This is a genomic window from Sphingomonas sp. MMS12-HWE2-04 (genome assembly GCF_044881185.1).
In the GTDB taxonomy this organism is placed as follows: domain Bacteria; phylum Pseudomonadota; class Alphaproteobacteria; order Sphingomonadales; family Sphingomonadaceae; genus Sphingomonas.
Map to the genome: position 1 here is coordinate 1,486,227 of NZ_CP173254.1, position 22,943 is coordinate 1,509,169.

The 22,943-nt window shown below is 66.2% G+C and carries 16 protein-coding genes and 2 pseudogenes; 9 read left to right on the forward strand and 9 right to left on the reverse strand.

What is annotated here, in order from left to right:
* Nucleotides 1-46: 46 nt before the first annotated feature.
* Nucleotides 47-511 (reverse strand): Hsp20 family protein, encoded by a 465-nt coding sequence (locus tag AB2M62_RS06665; RefSeq protein WP_404338703.1) that lies wholly within the window; start codon nt 509-511, stop codon nt 47-49.
* A 263-nt stretch (nt 512-774) separates the two neighbouring features.
* On the opposite strand from AB2M62_RS06665, the pseudogene AB2M62_RS06670 reads away from it, so the two are divergent.
* From AB2M62_RS06670 to AB2M62_RS06685, 4 genes and pseudogenes are all read left to right on the forward strand, one after another.
* Nucleotides 775-3,239, forward strand: a pseudogene (locus tag AB2M62_RS06670) (TonB-dependent receptor).
* A gap of 454 nt (nt 3,240-3,693) precedes the next feature.
* Nucleotides 3,694-4,944 carry a lipoprotein-releasing ABC transporter permease subunit gene (locus tag AB2M62_RS06675; protein ID WP_404338705.1) on the forward strand — a complete coding sequence of 417 codons (1,251 nt, stop codon included), beginning with the start codon at nt 3,694-3,696 and terminating at the stop codon, nt 4,942-4,944.
* Nucleotides 4,937-5,611, forward strand: coding sequence for an ABC transporter ATP-binding protein (locus AB2M62_RS06680; RefSeq protein ID WP_404338707.1), 675 nt, complete (start codon nt 4,937-4,939; stop codon nt 5,609-5,611). Before AB2M62_RS06675 ends, AB2M62_RS06680 begins: the two co-directional genes overlap by 8 nt.
* Nucleotides 5,608-6,087 carry a glutathione peroxidase gene (locus AB2M62_RS06685; protein ID WP_404338709.1) on the forward strand — a complete coding sequence of 160 codons (480 nt, stop codon included), beginning with the start codon at nt 5,608-5,610 and terminating at the stop codon, nt 6,085-6,087. Before AB2M62_RS06680 ends, AB2M62_RS06685 begins: the two co-directional genes overlap by 4 nt.
* Before the next feature lie 181 nt (nt 6,088-6,268).
* On the opposite strand, the gene AB2M62_RS06690 is transcribed toward AB2M62_RS06685, so the two are convergent.
* Together AB2M62_RS06690 and AB2M62_RS06695 are read right to left on the reverse strand one after the other, a co-directional pair.
* Nucleotides 6,269-6,691 carry a hypothetical protein gene (locus AB2M62_RS06690; RefSeq protein ID WP_404338711.1) on the reverse strand — a complete coding sequence of 141 codons (423 nt, stop codon included), beginning with the start codon at nt 6,689-6,691 and terminating at the stop codon, nt 6,269-6,271.
* Nucleotide 6,692: 1 nt separating this feature from the next.
* Nucleotides 6,693-7,175: a hypothetical protein gene (locus AB2M62_RS06695; protein WP_404338713.1), complete on the reverse strand. Its 483-nt coding sequence runs from the start codon at nt 7,173-7,175 to the stop codon at nt 6,693-6,695.
* Between the two features lie 221 nt (nt 7,176-7,396).
* On the opposite strand from AB2M62_RS06695, the gene dnaE reads away from it, so the two are divergent.
* Both dnaE and AB2M62_RS06705 read left to right on the forward strand, forming a co-directional pair.
* Nucleotides 7,397-10,873 carry a DNA polymerase III subunit alpha gene (gene dnaE / locus AB2M62_RS06700; protein ID WP_404338715.1) on the forward strand — a complete coding sequence of 1,159 codons (3,477 nt, stop codon included), beginning with the start codon at nt 7,397-7,399 and terminating at the stop codon, nt 10,871-10,873.
* A 66-nt stretch (nt 10,874-10,939) separates the two neighbouring features.
* Nucleotides 10,940-12,523 carry a long-chain fatty acid--CoA ligase gene (locus AB2M62_RS06705; RefSeq protein WP_404338717.1) on the forward strand — a complete coding sequence of 528 codons (1,584 nt, stop codon included), beginning with the start codon at nt 10,940-10,942 and terminating at the stop codon, nt 12,521-12,523.
* A gap of 12 nt (nt 12,524-12,535) precedes the next feature.
* Here AB2M62_RS06705 and AB2M62_RS06710 read toward each other — a convergent pair whose 3' ends face one another.
* A complete protein-coding gene (locus AB2M62_RS06710) occupies nt 12,536-15,151 on the reverse strand; it encodes a M1 family metallopeptidase (RefSeq protein WP_404338719.1) in 2,616 nt (871 codons plus the stop codon).
* A gap of 123 nt (nt 15,152-15,274) precedes the next feature.
* Between AB2M62_RS06710 and AB2M62_RS06715 the strand changes: the two genes are divergently transcribed.
* Nucleotides 15,275-17,380: a GDSL-type esterase/lipase family protein gene (locus tag AB2M62_RS06715; RefSeq protein WP_404338721.1), complete on the forward strand. Its 2,106-nt coding sequence runs from the start codon at nt 15,275-15,277 to the stop codon at nt 17,378-17,380.
* Between the two features lies 1 nt (nt 17,381).
* Here the strand turns inward: AB2M62_RS06715 and AB2M62_RS06720 are convergent, their stop codons facing one another.
* Nucleotides 17,382-18,452 carry a PA0069 family radical SAM protein gene (locus AB2M62_RS06720; protein ID WP_404338723.1) on the reverse strand — a complete coding sequence of 357 codons (1,071 nt, stop codon included), beginning with the start codon at nt 18,450-18,452 and terminating at the stop codon, nt 17,382-17,384.
* A 484-nt stretch (nt 18,453-18,936) separates the two neighbouring features.
* A pseudogene (locus AB2M62_RS06725) lies at nt 18,937-19,176 on the reverse strand (radical SAM protein); the annotation flags it as partial.
* Nucleotides 19,177-19,228: 52 nt separating this feature from the next.
* On the opposite strand from AB2M62_RS06725, the gene AB2M62_RS06730 reads away from it, so the two are divergent.
* Together AB2M62_RS06730 and AB2M62_RS06735 are read left to right on the forward strand one after the other, a co-directional pair.
* Complete coding sequence (locus AB2M62_RS06730; RefSeq protein WP_404338725.1) at nt 19,229-19,570, forward strand: VOC family protein; 342 nt, start codon at nt 19,229-19,231, stop codon at nt 19,568-19,570.
* A gap of 54 nt (nt 19,571-19,624) precedes the next feature.
* Nucleotides 19,625-20,140: a YbjN domain-containing protein gene (locus AB2M62_RS06735; RefSeq protein ID WP_404338727.1), complete on the forward strand. Its 516-nt coding sequence runs from the start codon at nt 19,625-19,627 to the stop codon at nt 20,138-20,140.
* Here AB2M62_RS06735 and moaB read toward each other — a convergent pair whose 3' ends face one another.
* Genes moaB through AB2M62_RS06750 form a run of 3 tightly spaced genes read right to left on the reverse strand, consistent with a single transcriptional unit; the run spans nt 20,141 to nt 22,933 of the window.
* Nucleotides 20,141-20,668, reverse strand: a complete 528-nt coding sequence (gene moaB, locus AB2M62_RS06740) for a molybdenum cofactor biosynthesis protein B (RefSeq protein ID WP_404338729.1) — start codon at nt 20,666-20,668, stop codon at nt 20,141-20,143.
* Nucleotides 20,658-22,454 (reverse strand): lytic transglycosylase domain-containing protein, encoded by a 1,797-nt coding sequence (locus tag AB2M62_RS06745; protein ID WP_404338731.1) that lies wholly within the window; start codon nt 22,452-22,454, stop codon nt 20,658-20,660. The genes moaB and AB2M62_RS06745 overlap by 11 nt, the downstream gene beginning before the upstream one ends.
* Complete coding sequence (locus AB2M62_RS06750) at nt 22,451-22,933, reverse strand: uracil-DNA glycosylase family protein (RefSeq protein WP_404338733.1); 483 nt, start codon at nt 22,931-22,933, stop codon at nt 22,451-22,453. The genes AB2M62_RS06745 and AB2M62_RS06750 overlap by 4 nt, the downstream gene beginning before the upstream one ends.
* Between the last annotated feature and the right edge of the window lie 10 nt (nt 22,934-22,943).

Consider the following 22,943-nt stretch of genomic DNA (forward strand, 5'->3'; position numbering starts at 1 on the left):
CCCCTGCTGCGGCGCCAAAGGGAGGAAAGCGCCGCGAGCCCTAGCCTTAGGCCGCGTCGCGGTGCGCGATTGCGGCGGGCTCGCTGCCGGTGCCGACGGCGATCTTCTTGGGCTTCATCGCTTCGGGAACTTCGCGGACCAGCTCGATCACGAGCAGGCCATCGGCGAGGTTCGCGCTGTCGACCCGCACGAAATCGGCGAGCTCGAAGCGGCGCTCGAAGCTGCGATTGGCGATCCCCAGATGCAGGAACGCGCCCTGATTGTTCTCGTTCTCGTTCGCCTTCTTGCCCTGGACGAGGAGCAGGTTCTGCTGCGCGGTCACGTCGATCTCGTCGGGCTTGAAGCCGGCGACGGCGAGCGTGATGCGATAGCGATCCTCGGAAAGGCGCTCGAGGTTGAACGGTGGATAATTCTCGCTGCTCGCCTGACGTGCACTGGCTTCGAGCAAGTCGAACAGCCGGTCGAAGCCGATGGTGGAGCGGCGGAACGGGGTAAAATCAAACTGACGCATCTTCAGATCCTCCTAATGAGCAAAATGAACGTCTTGATACGACGCCCGAAATATCGCGGCGCCACTTGCGCGGCCCTTATGCGGCACCGTGCAGCGCCAAGATTGTAAGCGGTCGCCAGGGTTTCAAGTGCGCAGAAACGGGGCCGATCCACGCCCGATCAATCGCAGCTAGGGCTTCCCCAAGATTCGCTTGCTCGCTAAATCCCCCCAAAGCAGTGGAGATTAGCCGCGACAACGAGACTAAAGACTCCAAGGGGAAATTGATGAGCCTGGCTTCGCTATCGCTGCTGCTTCTTGCCGGAACTTCGCCGATCGCGACGGCTGCGCCGCTGCGCGACGATCCGACGGTGGCCGCGGTGGCTTCGGCGCCCGCGCCTGCGGATGATCCCGAGCAACCCGAAGTCCAGCAGCAAACCCCCGGCGATATCGTCGTCACCGCGCGGCGTCGCGAGGAGCGCGTGCAGGACGTGCCGATCGCGGTATCGGTGATCAGTGGCGAGGAATTGGCCAAGACCGGCGCGTTCAACGTCAACCGGCTCCAGCAATCGCAGCCGGCGCTGCAATTCTATTCGAGCAACCCGCGCAATTCCGCGATCAACATCCGGGGGCTGGGCGCGCCGTTCGGCCTCACCAATGACGGGATCGAGCAGGGCGTCGGCTTCTATGTCGACGGCGTCTATATCGGCCGCATCGGCGCCTCGACCTTCGACTTCGTCGATGTCGACCGGGTCGAGGTGCTGCGCGGCCCCCAGGGCACGCTCTACGGCAAGAACACCACTGCCGGCGCGATCAACATCACCACGCGCAAGCCCAGCTTCACCCCCGAGGCCCGCGTCGAGCTGAGCCTGGGCAATTACGATTTCATCCAGGCCAAGTCGTCGGTTTCGGGCCCGTTGAGCGACACGGTGGCGGTGCGCCTTTCGACCTCGCTGACCGATCGTGACGGCACGGTCCACAATGTGAGCAGCGGCGAAGACCTGCACCGGCTGCAGAATTTCGGTCTGCGCGGGCAGATCCTATGGAAGGCGACGCCCAATCTCGATCTGACGCTGGCGGGCGACTTCAACCGGCAGAACCCGCTGTGCTGCGTGCAATATTACGCCCGGGTCGGCGCGACCCAGCGGCCGCTCAACCGCCAATATGCCGCGCTCGCCGCCGCGTTTGGCTATGCGCCGCCGAGCACCGATCCGTTCGATCGCGTCACCGATCTCGATGCCGAGATAAATTCGCGTCAGGAGATCGGCGGCGCCTCGCTGGTCGCCAATTGGGATCTGGGCTTCGCGACGCTGACCTCGGTGAGCGCCTGGCGCTATTGGGACTGGCAGCCGAAGAACGACCGCGATTTCATCGGGCTGCCGATCACTACCGTCTCGCAGAACCCGTCGAAGCAGAAGCAGGTCTCGCAGGAAGTGCGGCTCGCCTCGAACGGCGACTCCGCGCTCCAATATACGCTGGGCGCCTTCTACTTCCACCAGACCATCGATACTTCGGGCTCGCAGGTGCAAGGGCCCGCGGCGAGCCGCTGGCTGCTCAATCCCGGCGCCTCGGTGGTCCCTGGCGCCAGCGGCTGCGCCACGCCGACGACCGCGGCGTGCAACCCCGCAGTGCTCAACGGGCTGACCTCGACCAACACGATCAGCTTCGACAACACCAGCTTCGCGGTGTTCGGCAAGCTCAATTGGGAAGTGGGGCAGGGCGTCCACCTCCAGCCCGGCCTGCGGGTCAATTACGACAAGAAGAGCGGATCGTATCTCGCGGTGGTGACCAACGGCGCGGGGAGCACCACGCTGACCGCCGACCAGCGCGGCGTGCTGGCCCCGCAAAGCTATTCGCCCGAATTCAGCGACTGGAACGTCTCGGGCGACTTCACGCTCTCCTATGATTTCAGCCGCGACGTGCATGGCTATGCCACCTACGCGCGCAGCTTCAAATCGGGGGTATCAACCTTTCCGGCCTGCCGCTCGACAGCGCCAACAACCCGATCCTCGACGTCGCGACGGTCAAGCCCGAAAAGGTCGATCATTTCGAACTGGGGCTCAAGACCCAGTTCCTCGACCGGCGTGCGACGCTCAACCTGGCGGGGTTCTGGACGATCATCCAGGATTATCAGGCGACGGTGAACAACGGCCAGACCACGGTGATCCGTGGCTATCTCGCCAATGCCAGCCGGGTGCGGGTGCGCGGCTTCGAGTTCGACTCGTCGTTCCGGCCGAGCGAGCGCCTCAGCCTCTATGGCAATGGTGCCTTCACCGACGCGCGCTATGCCGATTTCCGCAATGCGCCGTGCCCGCCCGAGCTTTCGGGCGGCAATCCGGCGATCAACGGCGCGACGCCGGCCGCCGCGGGCACGCCGGGGCTCAGCCCGCTGGTGTGCAACATCACCGGGCAGTGGCTGCCCGGCGTGTCCAAATGGGCATTCGGCTATGGCGCCGAGGCCAATCTGCCGGTGGGCAAGGGCCAAATCTATCTCGGCTATGACGGCAATTACCGTTCGCGCTTCTCGTCCAACCCTTCGGCATCGGCGTACACCTGGATCGAAGGCTATTCGCTGTCGAACTTCCGCGCCGGATACCGGCAGGGCGATTTCAACCTCTATGGCTGGGTCCGCAACGCCTTCGATCAGCATTATTTCGAGCTGCTCTCGACGCAGTCGGGCAGCACCGGGCTGATCGTCGGCCAGCCGGGCGATCCGCGCACCTATGGCGTTACGGTCAGCAAGTCGTTCTGACCATCGCGCTCTGACGTCTCGCCATGGCCGGGGGACGTTAGGGGAGGGAGGCGGTACCCGCACCGTCTCCCTCTTTTCTCTGAAAAAAGGATTGCGGAGGCCAGAAACGGCAAACGCCCGGACCGTTTCCGATCCGGGCGCCTGCGTGACGACTGCTCGTCAGCCCCCTTTGTGAGGCCCTGCCCGCGCGCTCGTACTTGCCTACGAGCGGGGCTGAACCCTCCCCGAACCACGGCCATTTGCTGCCTGCGTTTCGACTTGGGTCTGCTACGTCGGACGCCGCCTTTTGTCACTGGCTTTACAAGGGCTAGGCGCAGATTGGTCGCACCCTGTGACAATTCAGCAACATGCCGCTTCGCAGTCGGAATTGGCCGCGCGCGAGGGCATTGGATTGCCACCGCCCGGCGGCGCCCCTAGATGGGCCGACGAGTTTCCAAAAGGGCGCTGCCGCCGCATGCTACTTTCCCGTTTCGAGCGGATGATTGCCCGCCGCTATCTGCTGCCGGGGCGCAGCGAGGCGTTCATCGCCGTGGTCGCCGGGTTCAGCCTGGTCGCGGTGATGCTCGGCGTCGCCGCGCTGATCGTGGTGATGAGCGTGATGAACGGATTCCGCGCCGAGCTGTTCGACAAGATCACCGGGCTGAACGGCCATGCGGTGATCCAGGGCTATAATGGTCAGCTGCGCGACTGGCGCCAGATCGCTGCGCAGGCCCAGGCGACGCCCGGGGTGACGAGCGCCCTTCCGCTGATCGAGCAGCCGCTGTTCGCCAGCTTCAACGGCCGCGTCGAATTCGCCCAGATCCGCGGCATGCGCGTCGAGGATATCCGCGGCAATGCCGCGCTCAAGGGCAAGGAAGTGCTGGGCTCGCTCAATCGTCTGACCGCCGGAAGTGAGCAGATTGCGATCGGATCGCGATTGGCCGAATCGCTGGGCGCCACGGTCGGCAGCAAGATCACGATCATCAATCCGGCCGGTGCGGCGACGCCGATGGGGACGATGTTCCGATCGGTGACCTACACCGTCGGCGCGATCTTCGAAGTCGGCGTCTATGATTTCGACAAGATCTTCATCATCATGCCGATGGAGGACGCGCAGACGCTGCTGCTGCTCGGCGACGCGGTGAGCATGGTCGAGATCAACACCATCGACCCCGACAACGTCCAGAAGATCATCGAGCCCTTGAACGAGAAGATCGGAAATCGCGGCCAGATGATCGACTGGCGCCAGATGAACCGCGAGCTGTTCGAAGCGCTGTCGGTCGATCGGATCGTGTCGTTCACCGTGCTGTCGATCATCCTGCTGGTGGCGTCGTTCAACATCGTCTCGTCGCTGATCATGCTGGTCCGATCGAAGACCCGCGATATCGCGGTGCTGCGCACGATGGGGGCGACGCGCGGCGCGATGATGCGGATCTTCGTGACGGTGGGAACGACGATCGGCGTGCTCGGCGTCGCGGCGGGCGGGCTGCTCGGCTTCCTGTTCATCACCTTCCGCGCGCAGGTCGTCCAGTTCATCGGGCTGGTCACCGGCACCCAGGTCTGGGACCCGTCGATGCGCTTCCTTACCGAGCTCCCGGCCAAGACCGATCCGTTCGAGACGATCGGGATCTGCGTGATGGCGATGCTGTTCGCCTTCCTTGCCACGCTGTATCCGGCCTGGAAGGCGGCGGGCACCGATCCGGTACAGGTGCTGCGTTATGAGTGATCCGATCCTTCAGACGCGCGGGCTCAAGCGCAGCTTCAAGCAGGGCGAGGCGGTGATCGACGTGCTGCGCGGCGTCGATCTCGACATCCAGCCCGGCGAGATCGTCGCGCTGCTCGGTCCCTCGGGCTCGGGCAAGTCGACCTTGCTCCAGGCAGTGGGGCTGCTCGAGGGCGGCTTCGAGGGCTCGATCCGCATCGCCGGCAAGGAGGCCGCGCAGCTTCCCGCGGGCGGGCGCACCGAGGTGCGCCGTGACAGCCTGGGGTTCGTCTATCAGTTCCACCATCTGCTTCCCGATTTCAGCGCGATCGAGAATGTCGTGCTGCCCCAGATGATCCACGGCGCCACCCGCGCCGCCGCCGATGCCCGGGCCGAGCAGCTGCTCGGTGCACTCGGGCTGGCGCAGCGGCTGAGCCACCGGCCCAACCAGCTTTCGGGCGGCGAGCAGCAACGCGTCGCCGTCGCCCGCGCGCTCGCCAATCGCCCGGCACTCGTGCTCGCCGACGAGCCGACCGGCAATCTCGACGAGGCGACCGCGGACAAGGTGTTCGCCGAATTCCTCAACCTGGTGCGCGGCGAAGGCTCGGCGGCGTTGGTCGCGACGCATAACGAGCGGCTGGCCGAGCGGATGGACCGCGTGGTGCGGCTGCAGGAAGGGCATCTCCAATGAGCGAACTGACGCAGATCCCGGTCCGCAAGGCCGATGGCAGCGAGACGACGCTGGCCGAGCATGACGGCGACGTGCTGCTGATCGTCAACACTGCCTCCAAATGCGGGTTCACGCCGCAATATGAGGGGCTCGAGGCGCTGCAGCGGGCGTACAAGGATCGCGGGTTCACCGTGCTCGGCTTCCCGTGCAACCAGTTTGGCGGGCAGGAGCCGGGAGACGCCGCGGAGATCGCGAACTTCTGCTCGCTGACCTACGACGTGACCTTTCCGGTCTATGCCAAGGTCGATGTCAACGGCGCCGAGGCCGCGCCGCTGTTCCAGCATCTCAAGGACGAGGCTCCGGGGCTGCTGGGATCGAAGGGGATCAAGTGGAACTTCACCAAGTTCCTGGTCGATCGCAGCGGCAAGGTGGTCGATCGCTACGCGCCGACGACCAAGCCCGAAGATCTCAAGGCCGACATCGAAAAGCTGCTCTGAGCGCTCTCCGCTGCCCGAAAGGGTGGTGGTGGGGCTAGGGGGAAGGGGAAGCCCCACCACCGCGCGCAGACTGCGGGCGCCGCTCGGCGCAAGGCGCAGTCCATCACGATAGGGTTGCGCGACGGCGGGGGAGGAAGCAGCCCGCCGCCGCGCTAAAGGGATGCGGTTGCCCGCGTCCCGATCAGTGCATGCCTGCGCCGGGCAGGTGGATGACGTACTGGCCGTTCTTCTCGACATCGGGCTCGACCACTTCGCCGGCGATCAGCTTGCCGAGGTTCGACAGCGTGCCGACCATGCTGGCGACGCCGGTGAACGGCCGGCCGCGCGGATCGCGGCGCGGGGCGGGACGAGCGTTGCGCGGATCGCGGCGGCGTGGCGCAGGCGCCATGCGAGCCATCCGTGCGGCGACCGAAGCGGCGTCCCCCGCCCGCCCGAACTCCCGCCAGACAACGCGGAAGCCCTCGGGCACTTCGGTCCACTCGCCCTCCGCCCCGCTGCGGATCAGATCCCGACCGCAATGATGGCAAAGGCTGAATTCGAGGCCCTGGTTCGAATGGCGCGTGGTGTTCGGGTTGTGACCCATCACGGTGCAGAGGAACGCCATCTCAATGTACTCCCAGGGACGTGTTGTTGTGGCTGCTGAGCTGAAAGGCGGCGAGATCGCGGAACTGCGGATCTTCGCTCGCCATCGCCAGCTCGGGATTCCAGATTTCGAAGCTGTCGCCGGTGCCGACGAACAGCGCGAGGCCGTCGATCTTGCCGAGGTGGCGCATCGCGGCGGAAATGCGGATCGTGGCGGCGCTGCGCGGGAGGCGGTCTGCCATGCCGAAGGTGCGGCGCATGCGATGATAGTGGCTGCGGACCTCGGCGCCGCGTTCCTCGTCGGCGAGGCGGCGGCGCTCGCTGCGCTCGGCCAGCACTGCCAGCCGCGCGGGGCCGTAGCCGACCAGGCAGTCATCGATCTCGTGTCTGGCGACGATCAGCTCGGAGGCCTGATCGGCCAGCGCCTCGGCGACGAAGCCGGGGATCGCCGCATTGCCCTCTGCGTCGACATCCACCAGTGCGCTGCCATGAAAGAAGCTGGTCACCGACCGTGCATCCTTGCCGTTGATTTTCGTTAACCAACATCTGCCCGGACCGCCTGAGAGTCGCCATTCCGGTCGCATCCCATCCGCGTCCGCGCGGTAAGGGAGGTCCACAAGGGGGAGTCCCCTAGGTTGGCCGGTAAGACCTCGTTAACCGGCGCAAAGCTGTGGACGACAGGCCCTAGCGGGTTGAAAACCCGCCTTGGTGCGCCATAGGGTTAGCCATGCATTCGGGGTTCGTACCGCTCAGGGTCTTTTCGTCCTACACGATGCTCGAAGGGGCGATCGAGCCGAAGGCGATCGCCAAACGCTCGCGCGAGCTCGGCTTCCCGGCCGTGGCGGTGGCGGACCGCAACGGGCTCTATGCGGCGATGTCTTTTTCCGACGCGTGCAAGAAGGCGGGCGTCCAGCCGATCGTCGGCACGCTGCTCGCGGTCAAGCGGCCCGAGCTCGCCGAGGGGGCACCGGTCGCGATCGACTGGATCGCGCTCTATGCCCAGGACGAGACTGGCTATCTCAATTTGTGCGACCTCGTCTCGCGCGCGCATCTCGATCGGCCGATCGAGGAAGACGCGCATGTCGAGTTCGAAGATCTGCGCGGCCGCACCGACGGGCTGCTGTGCCTCACCGCGGGCGCCGAGGGCGCGATCACCAGGCTCTATGCCGAAGGGCAGGACCGCGCCGCCGAGGCCTATGCCAATTCACTGGCCGAACTGTTCCCCGACCGGATCTATATCGAGATCGTCCGCCGGCTGAACGAGGTCGAGGGTCGGGCCGAGGCCAAGCTGCTCGACTATGCGTATGCCCGGAACCTGCCGCTGGTGGGCACCAATCCGTGCTGCTATCCCGAACAGGATTTCCACGAGGCGCATGACGCGATGCTGTGCATCGCCAATTCGTCGTACATTGCCAGCGACGATCGCCCGCGCTCCTCACCCGATGCGTGGATGAAGCCTGCGGGCGAGATGAAGACGCTGTTCGCCGACCTGCCCGAGGCGATCGCCAACACGATGGTGGTGGCGCAGCGCTGCGCCTATGCCGCGCCCAAGCGCAAGCCGATCCTGCCCAGCCTTGCCGGCGATCGCGAGGGCGAGGCGAAGATGCTGCGCGAGCTCAGCCATACCGGGCTCGACGCGCGGCTCCGCAAGGCCGGGATCACGGCGCCGGAGGAAATCGAAGCCTATCGCACCCGGCTCGAATTCGAGCTCGACGTCATCATCCAGATGGGGTTTCCGGGCTATTTCCTGATCGTTGCCGACTTCATCCAATGGGCCAAGGCGCACGACATTCCGGTGGGCCCGGGCCGCGGATCGGGCGCCGGCTCGGTAGTCGCCTGGGTGCTGACGATCACCGATCTCGATCCGCTCAAGCTGGGCCTGCTGTTCGAACGCTTCCTCAATCCCGAACGCGTCTCGATGCCCGATTTCGACATCGATTTCTGCGAAACCCGGCGGGTCGAGGTGATCCGCTACGTCCAGGAGAAATATGGCCGCGACACCGTGGCGCAGATCATCACCTTCGGGACGATGAAGGCGCGCGCCGTGCTCAAGGATGTCGGCCGCGTGCTCCAGATGAGCTATGGCCAGGTCGATCGCCTCGCCAAGCAGATCCCGAACCTGCCCGCCGATCCGTGGACGCTCAAGCGCACGCTCGACGGGATCAGCGAATTCCACAGCGAGTATAAGAATGACGGCAGCGTCCGCCATCTGATCGACCTGTCGATGCGGCTCGAAGGCTTGCCGCGCCACTCGTCGACTCACGCCGCCGGCGTGGTGATCGGCGATCGTCCGCTCGCCCAGCTCGTGCCGCTGTATCGCGATCCGCGATCCGACATGCCGGTCACCCAGTTCGACATGAAATATGTCGAGGGTGCGGGACTCGTGAAGTTCGACTTTCTCGGGCTCAAGACGCTGTCGGTGCTCAAAAAGGCCGTCGAGCTGCTCGCCGATCGCGGGCTCGAGGTCGAGCTGGACACGCTGAGCTGGGACGATCCCGAGGTTTATGCGCTGCTCCAACGCGGCGACACGGTCGGCGTGTTCCAGCTCGAATCCGAAGGCATGCGCCGCACGCTGACCGCGGTGCGCCCGACCAATTTCGGCGACATCATCGCGCTCGTCTCGCTCTATCGCCCGGGCCCGATGGACAATATCCCGAGCTTTGGCCGCCGCAAGCAGGGCAGCGAGGAGATCATCTACCCGCACGAGACGCTCGAGCCGATCCTGAAGGAGACCTATGGGATCTTCGTCTATCAGGAACAGGTGATGCAGGCCGCGCAGATCCTGGCGGGCTACAGCCTGGGCGGCGCCGACATGCTGCGCCGCGCGATGGGCAAGAAGATCAAGGCCGAGATGGATCAGCAGCGCGCGATCTTCGTCGAAGGCTGCGCCAAGGTCCACGGCATCAAGGCGGGCAAGGCCAACGAGCTGTTCGACTTGATCGACAAGTTTGCCGGCTATGGCTTCAACAAGTCGCACGCCGCCGCCTATGCGCTGCTCGCCTATCAGACCGCGTGGCTGAAGGCGCACCATCCGCACGAGTTCTTCGCGGCGTCTATGGCGTACGACATCCACCAGACCGACAAGCTGGCGATCTTTGCCGACGACATGCGCCGGCTGGACATCGAATGCCTCGCGCCGGACATCAACGCGAGCCTTGCCGACTTCCATGTCGAGAAGCACAATGACGGGCTAGCGGTGCGCTATGCGCTCGGCGCGCTGAAGGGCGTCGGCGAACGCGCGATGGAGCTGCTGATCGAGGAGCGCGAGGACAAGGGGCGGTTCCGCTCGCTCGACGACTTCGCCAAGCGCGTCGATCCGCGGCTGCTCAACAAGCGCCAACTCGAGACGCTGGCGGCAGCCGGCGCCTTCGATGCGATCGAGCCCAATCGCGCCGGGGTCTATGCCGCTGCGGAGACGATCCTGGCGGTGGCGCAGCGCACCCACGAGAACCGGACGAGCGGGCAGGGCGGGCTGTTCGGCGAAGCCGAGCCGAGCGGTGGCGCGATCAACCTGCCCAAGAGCGCGCACTGGTCGCTGGCCGACAAGATCGGCGCCGAGAAGGACGCGTTCGGCTATTATTTCGAGGCGCATCCGCTCGATCGCTACCAGCATCTGATCCGCTCGCAGGGCGTGCGCGAGATCGCCTCGCTCGGCGAGATCGCGATTCCCGAGGGCGGACGCGTCGGCGCGACGATCGCGGCGCTGATCGAGAATGCGCGCTGGCGCACTTCGGCCCGCGGCAACCGCTACATGATGGCGACGATCAGCGATCAGAGCGCGCAGACGCTGACCAGCTGTTTCGACGAAATGGCCGCGAAGGACCTGGAGTCGGCGGCCCAGGCCGGCGGCTGTGCGGTGCTGACGGTCGAGCTCGACAAGCGGCCGGGCGAGGATTCGCCGCGGGTATCGGTCAAGCGGGTCCAGCCGTTCGAGGCGCTGGCAAGCACGCAGCGGCTGATCATCGACCTCGAAGTCACCGATCCCGGGGTGCTGCCGCGGCTGGCCGAGCTGATCGGCGGCGAGCGCGGCGGGCGCAGCACGGTGCGGGTCTGGGCAGCCTATGGCGCGCAAGGCCAGGCCGAAGTGGTGATCGGTCGCAACTTCCGCATCGACGAGGAAATGGTCGCCCGGCTGCGCGCGCTGCCGGGGATCTCCTCGGCGCGCTTCGGGCGGGCCGAAGTGACGCTGGCCGAGGCGGCCTAGGCGCTAGCCCCTCGACTTCGCGAGCCCGCGGGCGTTACCTTCACGCAAAAGACCGTGGAGAGAGCGATGCTGGGTGGTATGCAGGATTTCGAGCTGCGGGTGACGCGGCTGCTCGACCATGCCGAGCGCGAGCATGGCCCGCGCGAGATCGTCACGCGCTGGGCCGATGGCAGCGAGACCCGGACCCATTGGGCAGGCATCGCGCACGACGCGCGGCGGCTCGCCCAGGCGCTGGAGCGGCTGGGCGTCGCCAAGGGTGACCGCGTCGCGACGCTGGCGATGAACCATAGCCGCCACCTCGTCGCCTGGTATGGCGCAGCGGGGATGGGCGCGCTGATCCACACGATCAATCCGCGCCTGTTCGACGACCAGCTCGCCTTTATCGGCAACCATGCCGAGGATCGGGTGCTGCTCTACGACAAGGCCTTTGCGCCGATCGTCGAACGGCTGAAGCCGCACTGGACGACGATTGAGCATTATGTCTGCTTCGATGACGGGGCCTTCGATGCATTGCTGGCCCCCGAGAGCGCCCACTATGCCTGGCCAGAAGGCGACGAGCGCGACGCGTGCATGGTCTGCTACACCAGCGGCACCACCGGCAACCCCAAGGGCGTGATCTATACCCACCGATCGACCGTGCTCCACGCGATCACTGAATTGCAGCCCGACGAGTTCGACTTGTCGACGCGCGCGGTGGCGATGCCGATCGTGCCGATGTTCCACGCGGTCGGCTGGGGGCTTCCCTGGGCGGCGGCGGCGGTGGGTCTCAAGCTGGTGTTCAGCGCCGTCAACGAACCGGCGATCCTCTGCGACTTGATGAACCGCGAGAAGGTGACGCATTCGGCCGGCGTGCCCACCGTCTGGTTCGCGATGTTCCAGCATATCGACGCCACCGGCACGGCGCCCGAGCATCTCAAGATCGTGACGATCGGCGGATCGGCGGCGCCGCGCGCGATGGTCGAGCGGTTGATGAAGATGGGCGTGCGGGTCAACCATGCCTGGGGGATGACCGAGACCTCGCCGATCGGGACGATGGGGGCGCCGTCGCCAGACTGGGACGAATTGACCTTCGAGGCGCAGGTCGACCAGGTCTCGAAACAGGGCAAGGTGCCGTTCGGCGTCGAGCTGCGCACCGTCGATGACGAAGGCGCGCTGCTGCCGCGGGACGGGGTGAGCTCGGGGCGGCTGCAGGTGCGCGGGCCGTGGGTCGTCCGCCAATATTTCGGGGAGTCCGAGCCCGCAGTCGATGCCGACAACTGGTTCGACACCGGCGATGTCGCGGTGCTGCATCCCGACGGAACGATGCAGATCACCGATCGCGCCAAGGACGTGATCAAATCCGGCGGCGAGTGGATCAGTTCGGTCGAGCTCGAGAACGCCGCGACCGGCTGCGCCGGCGTCGCCGAGGCGGCGGCGATCGGCGTGCATCATCCGCGCTGGGAAGAGCGGCCGATCCTGCTGGTGGTGCGCAAGCCCGGCAGCGACGTGACCGCCGAGGCGATCCAGGCGCATCTCGGCGAGCATGTCGCCAAATGGTGGCTGCCCGACGAGATCCATTTCGTCGACAGCCTGCCGCACACCGCCACCGGCAAGCTGCTCAAGACCGCGATCCGCGCGCAATATAAGGACTTCAGGCTGGCCGCAGCCTGAAGTCCCCGCGGCCTATCGTGCGAACGCAGCGCTGACTTCGCCAGCCTTGGCGTCGCGGAAGCGCGCGCAGTTGCGGATCTTGTCGAGCGTGCGATCGAGCCCGAGCGTGCTGTCCTGCGCGAGCAGCGGACGCAGCTTGGCGTCGACCTGATCGGCCTGCGCAGTCGAGCAGAGCGATTCGAAGGTCTTCGCCGTGCTGCCGGAGAAGATCCCGCCGCTGCCAGGTTTCGAATAGTCGCCGAAATGCACGATCATATAAGTGAAAGCGAGGTCGCGCGTCCGCGGCGTTTGCAGGAACACGCCCGCGAACTTCAGCCGCTCCTTGCCGTCGAGCTTGGGATCGCTGAACTCCTGCAGGAACCAGCGCGCGACCTCGGGATCGTCCGACGTGGCGACGGCGCGCAGCGCGAGCTCGCGGATCGGGCCGGGTGCCGCGAGCCCCTTGGTCACGAGCATCTTGGCGAACGGCAGCCCGCGATCCTGAACCCCGATCATGGCGGCGAGCAGGCCGTATTCGGGATCGAGCGCTTTCATATCGCCCGCCAGATAAGCATCCAGCGCGGTAGTCAGCTTCGCGCGCACGGCCACATCATGGCCGGCATCGGCGACGATCTCCGCCAGCTCGCTGCGCAGCTGCTTGCGATCGGCATCGTCCGCGGCGAAGGCGCCCAGCGCCGGATCGAAGCCGAGCTTGGCGAGCTGCGGCGCATAGATGCTGGCGATCAGCGTGCGGAAGCCCGGCAGCGCGGCGTCGCTGAGCAACCCGCCCTTGCCGAGCCCCTGAAGGCGCTGCGCATTTTCGAGCGCGATCTTGGTCGATGGGCTGCCGCCCGCCGCCTTCGCAAAGGCGATGAGCTTGGGCAGATAGGGCTTGCCGGCATAAAACCCGGCCCACAGGCTGTCGGTCACCGCCAGCGCCTCGGGCTCGGGCAGGGTCGGCGTCGCAGCGATCAGCGCGTCCCAATCGGCGGGGTCGAGATCGAAGCGATAATAGCCCCAGCCGCCGGCATTGGGGACGAGCACGCCGTCGCCGGCAGCGGTCTCGATCGCCATTTCCGGCTTGTCGAGCAGCGTGCAGTTGCGTGCCGCCGCGCGGCGCACGCAGAAGGGGATCATCCACTGCGTTGCGGGCGCGTTGGTGCCGAAATAGGCGTAGCGCTGCTGGGTGGCGGTATAGCCATCGGCACCGCGATGCAGCGTCACCAGCGGCACACCCTGCTGATCGACGAAGCTGCGCAGCGAGGCGAGCACCCGCGGATCGTGCGCAGCGTCGGCAAGCGAACCGAAGAACTCGTCGGTCGTGGCATTGCCATAGCTGTGGCGCTGCATGTGCAGCCGCACGCCGTCGCGGAATTTCTCGTCGCCAAGATAGTCCGCGATCATCGCGACGACCTGGCCGCCCTTGCCATAGGTGATCTGATCGAACGCCGCGTCGATATCGGCGTCGCGGGTGATCCGCTCGTGGATCGGCCGGCCGGCGGCGAGCGCGTCGATCTCCATCGCGTCGAACGCCTCGGCGATGCCGTCGACTTCGACGTTGAGGCCCGGCCGCCATTCGTCGCCGATGCGATAGCCCATCCAGTTGGCGAAGCTCTCGTTGAGCCAGATATCGTCCCACCAGGCGGGGGTCACCAGGTCGCCGAACCATTGATGCGATAGTTCGTGCGCCACGACCATGCCGAAGGTGCGCTTGTCGTCGCTTGGCGCATGTTCGTCGAGGAACAGGATGCCGTCGCCATAGATGTCGGCGCCGGCATTCTCCATCGCGCCGGGCATTACCGGCGAGCCGATCTGATCGAGCTTGGGATACGGGAAGGGCTGATCAAAATAGCGTTCGAGCAGCGCGACGATCTTGCCCGATTCCTCCAGCGCGAATTTGAGCTGCGCGGCATTGGGCTGGGTGCCGACCACGCGTAGCGGGAGGGGCTTCTCGCGCTGCGGCGTCGGCGGCACGACCGTCTCGGCGACCGCGAACGGCCCGGTGACGAAGGCGATCAGATAGGTCGGCAGCGGCTTGGTGGCGATGAAGTCATGCCGCACCAGCGCGCCCTTGCGCTTGCCCTTGCCGATCTCGGGCGCGTTGCTGATCGCGGCAAAGCCCGGCTTGGTGGTGATCGACACGGTGAACGGCGTCTTGAACCCAGGCTCGTCGAACGAGGGGAAGGCACCGCGAGCGTCAATCGATTCGAACTGCGTCCAGCTATACCAGCGATTGGCGATGTTGAGATGATAGAGCCCGGCCGGCCCGGTGGCAAAGGCGGCGTCGTAATCGAACTTCAGCGTCAGCTTGCCCGGCTTCACTGTCTTGCCGAACTGGACCTCTGCCAGCCCCTGCGGAGTCTTCTGGGTGAAGGTGACCGGGGTTTCCTTGCCCGCGATCTTCACCACCGCGCGCGTCACGTGCAGGTTTCGGCCGTGCATGTAGAGCGCCGAGGCAGCCTGTTTGAGATCGACGTCGATCTCGGTGTGCCCGCTGAACCGCGCCCGTTCCGGGACAATCGTCATGTCGACACGATAGGCCGTCGGCGCGGCGGTATCGGGGAGCTTGCCGGTGGGCAGCGCGCTTGTCTGGGCTAGCGCCGCGGCAGGAACGAACAGGGTGCAGAACGCAAGGAATAGGAAGCGCATCGAAACTCCTAAAAGGCCCGCGACGCTTAAGGCCTCGCTCCCTACGTAGCAATCCGTGCGATGCTCGGTTGCCAGTCCCTGCTGCAAGGCTATGGTATCGCTACCATAAAGGTGGAGGCGAGGATGAGGAGAGGCGCGCTTGTCCTGGCGCTGATGCTGCTATGGGGCACTGTCCCCGCTTCGGCGCAGCCGCGGCCACATTGGGTGGCGGCATGGGCGACTGCGCAGATGGCGCCAAGCGGCGATGCGCTGACGGCGGCCGGGGATCTTGCCGATGCGACGCTGCGCCAAGTCGTGCGCGTCTCGCTGGGTGGCAGGCAGCTGCGGGTCCGGCTCTCCAATGCCTTTGGCAACGCACCGCTGGCGATCGACGCCGCCAGCGTCGCGCGATCGGTGAACAATCGCACGTCGCGCATCGACGCCGCTGCGCTGCACCGGTTGCGCTTCAACGGATCGCCGCGGGTGACGATACCCGCAGGCGCCGAATATTGGTCCGACCCCGTCGCGCTGCCGGTGAAGGCAGGCGACGACCTCGCGATCAGCCTCTATCTCCCCAGCGCTCCCGATCGCCAGACCGGGCATCCCGGGGCGCGCGCGACGAGCTATCTGGTCCACGGCGATCAGGTCGCCGCGGCGGAACTCGCGGGCGCTAAGACCATCACGCGCTGGCTGGTGATCGGCGGGGTCGAAGTCGATGCACCGGGCGCTTCGGCGCTGGTCATCCTCGGCGATTCGATCACCGACGGCTATGGCGTACCGCCCGATACCAACCAGCGTTGGCCCGACGCGCTGATGGCGCGGATGCGCGCCGATCCGGCGACGCGCGGCATGGCGGTGCTCAATGCGGGGATCGGCGGCAATCGGCTGCGGCTGGACGGGCTCGGGCCCAATGCGCTGGCGCGGTTCGAGCGCGAGATACTGGCGGCGTCGGGGGTGAGCCATCTCATCGTGCTCGAAGGGATCAACGATCTCGGCACGCTGACGCGCGACGCGCCGGCGACGCCCGAGCAGCACGCCGCGCTGGTCCGCGAAATGGTCGGCGTGCTCCAGCAGATCGCGACGCGGGCGCGGGCCAAGGGGATAAAGGTTATCGGCGGCACGATCATGCCCGATGGCGCCTCTGGCTATTACCATCCTGACGCCGCCAATGAGGCCGATCGCGCTGCGGTCAATGCCTGGATCCGCGCGCCGGGCAATTTCGACGCGGTGATCGATTTCGATGCGGCGATGCGCGATCCGGCCAACCCGAACCGGCTGCGTGCCGATCTCGATTCGGGCGACGGGCTGCATCCCTCGATGGCGGGATACCGGGCAATGGCCGCGCTGGTGCCGCTCTCGCTGCTGTCACCCAAATCGCGCGACAGGGGCCGGGCGGCTGCACCTCGGGCACCGGCGCCGGCGATCGCCTTCACTTTCGATGATCTTCCCTCGCACGCCGCGCTGCCGCCGGGGGTGACGCGGATCGATGTTGCCAATCGGATCATCGCGGCGCTCAAGGCAGCGCATGCGCCCGCCACCGGGTTCATCAACGGCAGCAAGCTTGCGGAGGAGCCCGCGTCTGCGCCGGTGCTGGACGCGTGGCGGCGCGCCGGCCTGCCGCTCGGCAATCACGGTTGGCGGCACGCGGCGCTCGGCGACCTCACCGACGCGCAGTTCGTCGAGGAACTGGTCAGGAACGAGCCGGTGTTGGCGGCGAAGATGGGGAAGGGTGACTGGCACTGGTTTCGCTATCCCTTCCTGGCGGAAGGCGACGGCGCGCGCCGCACCGCGGTGCGCCGGCTGCTCGCGGCCCGCGGCTACAAGGTCGCCGCGGTGACGATGGGGTTCGACGACTGGGCGTATAACGACGCCTATGCCCGCTGCGCGGCCAAGGGCGACCAAAGCGCGATCGCGCAGATGGAGGCAGGCTGGCTCGCCGGGGCCGAGGCGCAGGCCGATCGCGCACGGGCGATGTCGCAGAGCCTGTATGGTCGCGACATCCCCTATGTACTGCTGATGCATCTCGGTGCGTTCGACGCCCGCATGCTGCCCAAGCTGACCGCGCTTTATGTACGCAAGGGCTTCCGCTTCGTGACGCTGGCCGAGGCCGAGCGCGACCCGCACTATCGCGCCGATGTCGATCCGGCGCTGCCGCCCGGCCCGCCGAACCTCGAGGCGGCGCTAGCCGCGCAGGGCAAGCCGGTGCCGCCAGCGCCGCAGCGGCCGCCGCTCGAGACGATGTGCCGCTAAGCTAGAACAATTCGCCCTGTGGCCCGGCGGGCGGGCGGAACAGGTCGGTGCGCAGCTTCAGCCGCTCGCCGTCGAGCCCATAGCGGCGGGTGGCGATCTGAAAGCGGGTGCGCAGCAGCTCGGCCCAGGGGCCTTGTCCGCGCATCCGCGTGTGGAAATTGGGGTCGTTGTCGCGGCCGCCGCGGATCGACTGGATCGTCGCCATTACCTTGGCGGCGCGATCGGGGAAATGGGTGTCGAGCCAGGCGCGGAACAGCGGCGCGACTTCGTGCGGCAGCCGCACCGGCAGGAAGAAGGCGCCGCGCGCGCCGGCCTGAGCGGCGCGCTCCAGTATATGTTCGAGTTCGTGATCGGTGATCTGAGGGATCACCGGCGCCATCGAGACGAAGACCGGGATGCCCGCATCGCTCAGTTTGCGGACCGCCGCGAGCCGCTTTTCGGGATGCGGCGCACGCGGCTCGACCGTCATCGCGATCCGGCTGTCGAGCGAGGTGATCGACAGCATCACCGCGGCGAGCCCTTTCGCCGCCATCGGCGCGAGCAGGTCGATATCGCGCGTCACCCGATCGGACTTGGTGGTGATCGTGATCGGGTGGTTGCACGCGGCGAGCACTTCGATGCAGCCGCGGGTGATCCGCCACGTTGCCTCGATCGGTTGATAGGGATCGGTGTTGGTCCCGAACGCGATCGGCCGGCAGGCATAGCCGCGCTTGGCCAGCGCCGCGCGGAGCAGCAGCGGCGCATCGGGCTTGGCGAACAGCCGCGTCTCGAAATCGAGCCCGGGGGACAGGTCGTGATAGGCGTGGCTGGGGCGCGCAAAGCAATAGATGCAGCCATGCTCGCAACCCCCAAACGGATTTATGCTCCGGTCAAAGGGTATGTCCGGACTCTTGTTGTAGGAGATGATCGTTTTGGGGTGCAGCACCTGAACAGTGGCGCGCGGGCGGGGAACTGGGCCGTCTATCGCTTCGCGCTCGTCCAACCAGTCGCCGTCGACGTCGCGCTGAGGCAGATTGAAGCGCGTGCTCGCCCGATTGCCGGTCGCGCCGCGCTGAGGTCTATCACCTGCCATGCGGAACGTATAGAGAACGTGCGCTGTCGGCGCAACACGGGACGGTCAACAGGTGCGGCCCGCCGCGAATGTCTACTGGGGGGTTAGCGGACGTTCCGCGAAGCACGTTGGGCTAGGAACTTAACCGTAAGACGACTAGCGAGCAGCGCGATCGGCGTGACCACCGCAAGCGCAGTCAGATTACCAAAGAAAACGGCTCCAGGCGGAGCGTCGTCCGCTTCCATTGTAAGCACCCAAAATCCGAACGACGCGCAGAGCAGAGTTGGTATGGTCAGCGTTCCTAACGCCATCGACAAAGCGCTACTCTTTGTAGCAGCGTGGCTAACGGCCGCTATCGCGCCGGCGATCAGGGAAACGCCTATCACAATGCCAATCAAGACAAGCAGTCCAAGAAGCATCTGACCTTCATGCAGGTGCTATCGAATGTCTGCAAGTGGGGCGATAGCAACGATCCTACTTAAGCAAGCGTCGTTAATAGACGCAGGCCATGCTCGCAGCCGCGATAGGGGTTCACCGAACGATCGAAGGCGATGTCGGGCGAGCTGTTGCGGGTGAGGATCGTCTTGGGTTTCTCGATCGTCACGGTGGTGCGCAGGGGCGGCAGTGCCCCGTCCACGTCCTCGCGCGTGTCGAGCCAGTCGCCATCGGCTTCCGTCGAGGGCAGGTTGAAGCGCGTGCTCTCGCGATTATGGGTGGCGCCGCGGACGGGGCGAGTCTTTGCCATTGCCAAAGGCTAGTCGGGCGCATAGAACATAGCAAGAACAATGGAGAAAGTGATGCCGCGGATCAGCTATGTCGAAGTGCCGGTGAAGGATGTCGCGGGGACGCGCGATTTCTATGCAAGCGCATTCGGGTGGACGTTCACCGATTTCGGCCCCGAATATGCGGCGACCACCGGCGGTGACGTCGATCTCGGGATCAATGGCAGCCAGGACCAGGCGATTCCCCAGGTGCTGCCGATCGTCGAGGTGCAGGATCTCGAGGCCATGCTCGATCGCGTGACGCAGGCGGGCGGCACGATCAGCGTGCCGATCTTCGCCTATCCGGGCGGCCGCCGCTTCCATTTCCGCGATCCCGCCGGCAACGAGCTTGGGGTGTTCGTCAACGAGCCCGAGTGACGCCGAACGCGCGCGCCGCTAAGGCTCGCGGCGTCCTATTGGGGGAATCGATCGATGCGTCTGACCTTCCCGGCTGCGGCCGGCTTTCTGCTGTGCCTGTCCGTGCCCGCCGCGGCCGAAGACGCGGCACCCTGCGCCGCGAACCTGGTATGCGCGAGTGCGCCAGCCACCGTCGTCGAAGCGATGGAAAAGGCCGAGTTCGAGCCCAAGCTGAGCAAGGACCGTGACGGCGATCCGATGATCGAGAGCAATGTCGCCCCCTATCAGTTCAGCCTGTTCTTCTATGGTTGCACCGAGCACGTGAAATGCGATTCGCTGCGTTTCGAATCGGCGTTCGAGAAGGCGCCGGAGAACACGCTGGAACTGGCAAACAAGTGGAATGCGCAGAAGCGCTTCCTGCAGGCGTTCATCCGCCCGAATGGCGAATTCGTCGTCGCCTATGACCTCGCGACGATCGGCGGGCTCAACAAGAACAACTTCGCCGATGTGCTCGCCTGGTGGAACAACCAGCTCGAGGAGCTGGCGACGTTCTTCGAAGAGGAAATTCCGAAGACCCGCGCGAAGAAATGATCAGCGCTCGGTAAGGCGCGGCATCAGCTCGACGAAGTTGCAGGGCTTGTGGCGGATGTCGAGCTGGGTGGCGAGGATGCCGTCCCACGCGTCGGTGACCGCGCCGGTCGAGCCGGGCAGGGCGAACAGATAGGTGCCGCGCGCGACGCCGGCGGTGGCGCGCGACTGAATCGTCGAGGTGCCGATCTTGGCATAGCTCAGCCAGCGGAACAGCTCGCCAAAGCCAGGGATTTCCTTGTCCCAGACGCGCGCGAGTGCTTCGGGGGTAACGTCGCGGCCGGTGACGCCGGTGCCGCCGGTGGTCAGCACAGCGTCGATCGCCGGGTCGTCGATCCAGCCGTGCAGCCGCGCGACGATATGCTCGACATCGTCGGTGACGATTTCGCGGTCGGCGAGGATGTGCCCCGCCGTAGTCAGCCGCTCGACCAGGCGGTCGCCCGAGCGATCATCGGCCAGCGTCCGGCTATCGGAGATGGTGAGAACCGCGATCCGGACCGGCCGGAACGCGATCGTCTCGTCAATTGCCACGCGCGACCTGGGCCGGGATCGTGCGCATCGAGAGCGTGCGCCCGCCGATCTTGACTGAGGTTGCCCCCGGCATGCCCGGGAATTTGGGCCACAGCCCCTGGGTCAGTGCCGAGCGGCTGGCCGATTTGCGGCCCTCCTGATTCTCGTACATCCAGTAGTTGCGCAGCACCGTCATCACATAGCCGCGCGTCTCCCAAAACGGGATGCTCTCGATATAGAGCAGCGGATCGCCATTGTCGCGCATGCCTGCGTTCCACGCCTGCACCGGGCTGGGACCGGCGTTATAGGCGGCGATAACCTTGGGCAGCAGCCCGCCGGTGAAAGGCTGGTCGCGCAGCTGCTCGAGATAGGACTGGCCGATTTCCATGTTGACCGCAGGCTTGGTCAGGTCCGAGGCGGCATAGGTAACGCCGCGCCGGCGGCCGACATCGATCGCCGCTCCGGTCTTGACCTGCATCAGCCCCATCGCACCCGCCGCGCTGCGGATCTCGGCATTGAAGCGCAATTCCTGGAGCGTGTGGGCATAGACCAGCGCCTTGTCGACCCGCCAGCCGCCCGCAGGCGTCCAGTTGGGCGAAGGATAGCGTGCCTGGAGCAGCGGCTTCGCGCCGGCCGGGCCGTTGTGCGACAGCCAGAGCTGAGTCGAGGCGAGGTCGAGCCGGCCGGCAAGGCGCGACAGCGCGGCGTGATCGCCCGGATTGCAGAACTTGGCCTGATAGCGCAGCACTTCGTCGGCCAGGTCGTCTTCGCCGATCTCGCTCAGCGCGGCGGCGACACGGACATTGGGGCGCCGCTCGAGTGCGGTCCAGTCGGCCGCGACGAAGCGCTCGCCCTTGATCGGCTTGTCTTCGATGCCCAGCGATGCCCGGGCGAGCAGGCCATAATAGGTCTCGCCATATTGCGACGCGATCTTGAGCTTGGCCGAGACCTTGTCGGGGCGGCCGCAGGCCATGTCGGCGCGCGAACCCCAATAGAGGCCGGCGGTGCGCAGTTCCGTATCGCCGGCGCGCGTCGCGACGCGCTCGAACGCGGTTCCGGCCGCCTGGCAATCCTGCTGGCGCCAGGCGGCAAGCCCGGCGACCCAATCGCCCTGCGCGGCCCAGTCGCCGACGCCAAGCTCGGCCTTGGCGGCCATGCGCGCGGCATTGGCATCGTCACCGGCAGTATAATAGATCCAGCCGACCTTCTGCTGCCATTCGGTCAGCGCCTCGGGGGTGAGGTCGGCGGCGAACTTCTCGAGCACCGCCTCGGCCGAGACGCCGTCATCGGCCTTGACGAAGGGCTGGATCTCGATTGCGACCGAGGTCGCGGCGGTGTCGCTCTTGATCGAGCGCGCACGCTGGCGGACCGGCGCGCCATCGAACCAGATCAACCGCTGGGCGGTGGGAAGCACCGGCAGGTCGACCGCGCCGCGGCTCTTGGCCATGCGGGCGAGCTGTTCGGCCTGGGGAAGCTCGGGTGCCTCGGCGAGCAGCGCGAGGATCGGCGCGAGCTCGACCTTGGGCGAATCCTTGGCGGTGTAGAGCTCGGCGCGCGCAATCGCGTGCAGCGGGCCGGGCTTCATCGAATCGAGCTGGAGCTGGGCATCGCTCCAACGGCTGGCATGGATCGCGGCGAAGACCTTGCGATAGCCGTCGCGTTGGTCGCTATCGAGCTGGTCGGGAATGCCGTCGCCGTCGCGCACCATCGCAGGCGCGCCGCCGCCTGCGGTCGCGCCACTGTCGTCGGCATGGGCAGCGGCGGGCAGGATAAGCGCGGCCGCGGCAAGAATATAACGCAAATTCACTCGGCCAACCCCCGGCTCAATAGCAGCAGATGCTTCCAGGCTTCGCTTTTGGCAGCTGGCCGCTCCAGAAGGAAACGGGGATGATAGCTCGCCACTACCGCCGTTCTTGCCCCAAAATGGTTAACGGCATGTATACGATTGTCGGGACCGGCGGCATTCGTCTCAGCCAGTACACGACTCGCCGCTTGACCCAACAATAACAGCCGCTTGGGCCGGACCAGACCGAGCTGATGGCGCGCCAATTCGACCAATCGTTGCTCGTCGTCGGGCGGATCCGGCCGGTGAGCGGTCTGGCAAAGGCGAGCGGCATGACGTGGACCGAATCGCGAGCAAGCCCGATTGCAGCGAGCATCCGATCGAGCAGCCGCCCTGCCGCGCCCTGCAGCAGCGTCTCCATATCGTCGGTTTCGGGCATGTCGACCAGCACGGCCCATTCGGCCTCGGCGGGGCCGGTCGGCGCGAAGCGCGGCGCCAGCCATTTGGCCTCGG